This is a genomic window from Arsenicicoccus sp. UBA2120 (genome assembly GCF_002330965.1).
Taxonomy (GTDB): domain Bacteria; phylum Actinomycetota; class Actinomycetes; order Actinomycetales; family Dermatophilaceae; genus Arsenicicoccus; species Arsenicicoccus bolidensis.
The window spans coordinates 24,841-29,830 of record NZ_DCYC01000076.1 but is presented as its reverse complement, the minus strand read 5'-3'; the positions used below and the strand labels follow the sequence as shown (position 1 = coordinate 29,830).

Here is a 4,990-nt window from a genome sequence, read left to right as displayed (position 1 = left end):
GAGGGCGCGCTCTCGTCATACCTGTGTCGGCAGACGGCAGGGTCACTCCTGCGGAGGGACCAGGCCCATCTGGCGCGCCGCCTCCATCGAGGAGTCGCGCAGCAGCTGGGCGCAGCGCTCCCGCTCGTCCTCCTCGCCGATGGCGTCCGCCGCGTAGGCGAGCGCTGCGACGGCACAGAGGAATCCGCGGTTGGGCTCGTGCTCCCAGGGGACCTCACCCTGACCGCGCCAGCCGGCGCGACGCAGCGAGTCGAGCCCACGGTGGTAGCCCGTGCGGGCGTAGGCGTAGGCCTCGACCGGGCGCCCACCCTGCAGGGCGGACTCCGCGAGCGTGGCCCAGGCCAGCGACGAGGTGGGGTTGGCCGCGGCCACGGCCATGGCGTCCTGCCCGGACGCGAGCGACGCGGCCGCCGGGTCCACCGGCAGCCGCGTCGGCTCGGGCCCCAGCAGGTTGGGGCGCTCAGTCATGCAGTCCTCGACTCACTTGTGGGTGCCGGCGGAACGCAGGTTCTCGCAGGCCTCGATGACACGGCGGGCCATGCCGGCCTCCGCCTCCTTGCCCCACGCGCGCGGGTCGTACTGCTTCTTGTTGCCGACCTCGCCGTCGATCTTGAGGACGCCGCTGTAGTTCTTCAGCATCCAGTCGGCGACCGGGCGCGTGAAGGCGTACTGGGTGTCGGTGTCGACGTTCATCTTGATGACGCCGTAGTCGACCGCGTCCGAGATCTCCTGCGGCAGGGAGCCCGAGCCGCCGTGGAAGACGAGGTCGAGCGGCTTGTCGCCCTTGTCGGTGCCGTACTTGGCGACGATCGCGTCCTGGCACTCCTTGAGGATCTCGGGGCGCAGCTTGACGTTGCCCGGCTTGTAGACGCCGTGCACGTTGCCGAAGGTGAGGGCGGCCATGTAGCGACCCTTCTCGCCCAGGCCGAGCGCCTCGACGGTCTTCAGCGCGTCCTCGGTGGTGGTGTAGAGCTGGTCGTTGATCTCGTTGGCGACACCGTCCTCCTCGCCACCGACGACACCGATCTCGACCTCGAGGACGACGTCGAGCTTGTTGCAGATCGCGAGGAGCTCCTGGGCGATCTCGAGGTTGCGGTCTAGCGGCACGGCCGAGCCGTCCCACATGTGGGACTGGAAGATCGGGACGCCGTACTTCTCGTAGTTAGCCTCCGACGCCTTGAGCAGCGGGCGGACGAAGCCGTCCAGCTTGTTCTCGGGGCAGTGGTCCGTGTGGAGGGCGATGTTGACGTCGTAGTTCTTGGCGACCTCGGTGGCGTAGGCGGCGAGGGCCAGGGACCCGGTCACCATGTCCTTGATGGTCGAGCCGGAGAGGTACTCCGCGCCGCCGGTCGAGACCTGGAGGATGCCGTCGCTGCCGGCCTCGGCGAAACCGCGGATCGCTGCCGTCGCGGTCTGGGAGGAGGTGACGTTGATGGCCGGGTACGCGAAGGAGCCAGCCTTCGCGCGGTCGAGCATGTCGCGGTAGACCTCAGGGGTTGCGATGGGCATGTGCGGGTTCTCCTTCGGTTGGGCTGTCGGTGACCGGCACGGGGCCGGAGGCACGTTCCCATCCTTCCATCACCGGGCCCAGGACGGCGACCGGCCCCCGCAGGGGTCCACCTGGTGGGCGCGAAACGCCACGGGACGGACACCCGCGAGGGCCGGGACGGTGCTGCACATGCTGCTGGGCACAGTGTGGTGCGCAGGGTGCTGGACACAGTGGTGCGCGATGCACCTCCCCCTCTGGTGCATCGCGCACCTCCAGGCTAGGAGACCCTCACCCCCACGCACATGGGTATCCGTACCTACCTCAGGTAGTCACATCCGCCCGCCTTCGCACCCCAGGCCGATGGACCTACCTCAGGTAGGCATGTCCGCCCACCTTCGCACCCACGCGTGCATCGCGATCGCGGCAGCCGCGCCGGCGTTGATCGACCGCGTCGACCCGAACTGCGTGATGTGCACGACGGCGTCCGCGGCGTCCAGCAGCTCGCTCGTCAGCCCGGGCCCCTCCTGCCCGAACGCCAGCACGCACCGCCGCGGCAGCTCGAAGGTCTCCAGCGGCACGCTCCCGGACACGTTGTCGACCGCGATCAGCGGTATGCCGTCCCGCCCGCTCTCCAGCGCGTCACGCTCCTGCGCGCGGCACCAGGCGACGAGATCGGCGACGTCCGGGTGGTGGATCTCGTGCTGGTAGCGGTCTGTGACCATCGCGCCGCGACGGTTCCAGCGGCGACGGCCCACGACGTGGAAGGCAGCGACGTTGAACGCGTTGGCGGTGCGGATCACCGACCCGATGTTGAGGTCGTGCTCCCAGTTCTCGACGGCGACGTGCAGCTCGTGCCGCGTCTCGTCCAGCGCCGCCACGATCGCCGCCATCGTCAGGTAGCGGAAGCGGTCCTCCACGTTGCGGCGGTCGCCGTCCCGCAGCAGCTCCGGGTCGTAGCGGGGGTCCGGTGACCCGTCCGGCCGCGTGGGCCAGGGTCCCGGCCAGGGCCCGACACCGATCGCCGCCGCCCGCCCGCCGCCCGTCGTCGCGTCTCCCCCGCCGGATGCCTGATCGCTCACGGGCGGCAGGCTATCGGCATACGGCCTCGGTCCCCGCCCGGCGAGGGAGCGGCCGGGTCGAGGAACCCTCCCGCCGCCACAGCGGTGCGACAGCGGGGGGACAGGAATCCCCCGTACCCTGGTCGGCGTGATGATCCCCGAGCTGATGTCCTCCCTGAGCTGGATGGACCCGCAGTACCTCCTCGACAACTACGGCAACGCCTTCTTCTGGCTCTCCATGGCGATCGTGTTCGTCGAGTGCGGCCTGCTGTTCCCGATCCTGCCGGGCGACTCGCTGCTCTTTGCGATCGGCATGTTCATCAAGCGCGGAGACGTCGACGTCCACCTGGGCCTCGCCCTGGCGCTGCTGTCGATCGCCGCGTTCGCCGGCAACGTGGTGGGCTACGAGATCGGGCGGGCCATCGGGACCCCGCTCTACAACCGCGACGGGCGCTTCCTCAAGAAGAAGTACTTCGACCAGACCATCGCCTTCTTCGACCAGTACGGCAACAAGGCCCTGGTCATCGGTCGGTTCGTGCCGATCGTGCGGACCTTCATCACGGTCGTCGCGGGCGTCGGCCAGATGGACCGCAAGCGGTTCTTCACCTGGTCGGCGGTCGGCGCGGTGCTGTGGGCCTGCGGCGTGACCCTGCTCGGCTACTTCCTGGGCGCCATCCCCGCGGTGCAGAACAACCTCGAGACCGCGATCCTGCTGATCGTCGCCATCTCGGTGCTCCCCATGGTTTTCGAGTGGTGGATGCACAAGCGCCGCAAGGGCCGCTCCACCATCGACCCGACGCCGGGCGCGGGCAGCACCCGCCACGAGGCCTGACCGGGCGAGAGCCGGCCGACCACCCGACGCGACGACGAAGGACGCCGACCCCCTGGATCGGGGGTGGGCGTCCTTCGTGCTGGTGACTACTGCTGGGGCTTGTCCGGCTGGGTGGACGGCCAGCTGAGGGCGCCGCCCTCCTGGTGCGGGTTGGTGTCCGGAACGCCACCCTGACGACCGGCGCCCTGGGCGTTGTCGGCGGCACCGGCGGGCAGGCCGCCGGCCGGGGCGTGAGCGCCCTCCGCCGTGCCCGGCTGACCGAGACCGGGCGTCTGGGCAGGCGCGGCCGGCTGCGCCGGAGCGGCCGGGGTCGCGCCCTGCGAGGGTCCGCCGTGCTGCGGCTCGGGGGCGGACTCGTAGGTGCGCGGCGAGTTGGTGTCGAAGTTGACCTGCGGGGTGCTGCGCGCCTGCGCCTCGGCCTCGAAGTACTGCTCCTGGTGGATCCCGAACTGCTTGGCGATCATGTTGCTCGGGAAGGACTCGACCTTGGTGTTGAGCTCGCGCACCGTGGCGTTGTAGTAGCGGCGCCCGGAGGCGATGCGGTCCTCGGTGGAGGCGAGCTCCTGCTGAAGGGCCAGGAAGTTCGAGTTGGCCTGGAGCTGCGGGTAGGCCTCGGCGACGGCCATCAGACGGCCGACGGCGCCGGTGAGCTGCTGCTCCGCGGCGGCGGTCTCGGCGGGGCTCCCGCCGGCGCTGACGGCGGCGGACCGCGCGCGCATCACGTCGTCGAGCGTGCCGCGCTCGTGAGTCGCGAAGCCCTTGACGGTCTCGACGAGGTTGGGGATCAGGTCGTGCCGCCGCTTGAGCTCGACGTCAATCTGGCGCCAGGACTCCTGCGTGCGGTTGCGCAGCCCGATGAGGCTGTTGTGCATGCCGACGAGCCACATGACGATCAGGGCGATGATGACGAGCAGGACGATCAGCGTGATGAGGACGGGTGTCACGTCGGCTCCCTCCAGAGCGGGACTGAGGTCGTGATCAGCCTAGTCGGCCGATCACGGCGGTTGACCGTATGACGAGCCGCCGCCCTCCGGCGTTCCCTGCGGCACCCGGCGGCCGGGACCGCCCCGACGGTCAGGTGGCTGACGCTCAGGCGAGGCCGAGCTCCTCCAGGGAGTAGACGTGGAGGTAGGGCACGCCGGCCTCGTCCTGGATGCGCTCGCCGGCGCCGGTCGCGCGGTCGGCGATGGTGGCCACGGCCACCACCTCTGCCCCGTCCTCGCGGGCGGCGGCGACGGCGTCGAGCGGCGAGCCGCCCGTGGTCGTGGTGTCCTCGACGACCAGCACGCGACGACCGCGGATCGACGGACCCTCGATGCGCTGCTGCAGGCCGTGCGCCTTGCCGGCCTTGCGGACGACGAACGCGTCGAGCCTCTCGCCTGCGGCGGCGGACGCGTGCAGCATCGACGTGGCGACGGGGTCGGCGCCGAGCGTGAGGCCGCCCACGGCGTCATACGCGAGGTCCTTGGTGAGGTCGCGCATCACGATGCCGACCAGGGGCGCCGCCTCGCCGTCGAGGGTGATGCGCCGCAGGTCGACGTAGTAGTCGGCCTCCTTGCCGGAGGACAGCGTGACGCGACCGTGGACGATCGCCTTGTCCTTGATGATCTC

The 4,990-nt window shown here is 70.5% G+C and carries 6 protein-coding genes; 1 reads left to right on the top strand and 5 read right to left on the bottom strand.

Annotation, left to right across the window (positions count from 1 at the left end; translation table 11 throughout):
• Window positions 1-42: 42 nt before the first annotated feature.
• The 3 genes from B2P18_RS12820 to B2P18_RS12810 form a co-directional block, all read right to left on the bottom strand.
• Window positions 43-468 carry a DUF3151 domain-containing protein gene (locus tag B2P18_RS12820; RefSeq protein WP_019284977.1) on the bottom strand — a complete coding sequence of 142 codons (426 nt, stop codon included), beginning with the start codon at window positions 466-468 and terminating at the stop codon, window positions 43-45.
• A gap of 12 nt (window positions 469-480) precedes the next feature.
• Window positions 481-1,509: a class II fructose-bisphosphate aldolase gene (gene fbaA, locus B2P18_RS12815; RefSeq protein WP_029210793.1), complete on the bottom strand. Its 1,029-nt coding sequence runs from the start codon at window positions 1,507-1,509 to the stop codon at window positions 481-483.
• A 351-nt stretch (window positions 1,510-1,860) separates the two neighbouring features.
• The gene (locus tag B2P18_RS12810; RefSeq protein ID WP_239261273.1) at window positions 1,861-2,568 is read right to left on the bottom strand and encodes a TrmH family RNA methyltransferase; all 708 of its coding nucleotides are present in this window, start codon (window positions 2,566-2,568) and stop codon (window positions 1,861-1,863) included.
• Window positions 2,569-2,698: 130 nt separating this feature from the next.
• On the opposite strand from B2P18_RS12810, the gene B2P18_RS12805 reads away from it, so the two are divergent.
• Window positions 2,699-3,379 (top strand): DedA family protein, encoded by a 681-nt coding sequence (locus B2P18_RS12805; protein WP_286960498.1) that lies wholly within the window; start codon window positions 2,699-2,701, stop codon window positions 3,377-3,379.
• Window positions 3,380-3,465: 86 nt separating this feature from the next.
• Here the strand turns inward: B2P18_RS12805 and B2P18_RS12800 are convergent, their stop codons facing one another.
• Together B2P18_RS12800 and pyrE are read right to left on the bottom strand one after the other, a co-directional pair.
• Window positions 3,466-4,323, bottom strand: a complete 858-nt coding sequence (locus B2P18_RS12800) for a LemA family protein (RefSeq protein ID WP_286960479.1) — start codon at window positions 4,321-4,323, stop codon at window positions 3,466-3,468.
• A gap of 145 nt (window positions 4,324-4,468) precedes the next feature.
• A partial coding sequence (pyrE, locus tag B2P18_RS12795) for an orotate phosphoribosyltransferase (protein ID WP_286960474.1) occupies window positions 4,469-4,990 on the bottom strand: 522 nt, incomplete at its 5' end.

What these genes read in the sequence shown, in the direction of transcription:
- B2P18_RS12820 (WP_019284977.1), bottom strand. Translation starts at nt 468, where the DNA reads ATGACTGAGCGCCCCAACCTGCTGGGGCCCGAGCCGACGCGGCTGCCG.
- fbaA (WP_029210793.1), bottom strand. Translation starts at nt 1,509, where the DNA reads ATGCCCATCGCAACCCCTGAGGTCTACCGCGACATGCTCGACCGCGCG.
- B2P18_RS12805 (WP_286960498.1), top strand. Translation starts at nt 2,699, where the DNA reads ATGATCCCCGAGCTGATGTCCTCCCTGAGCTGGATGGACCCGCAGTAC.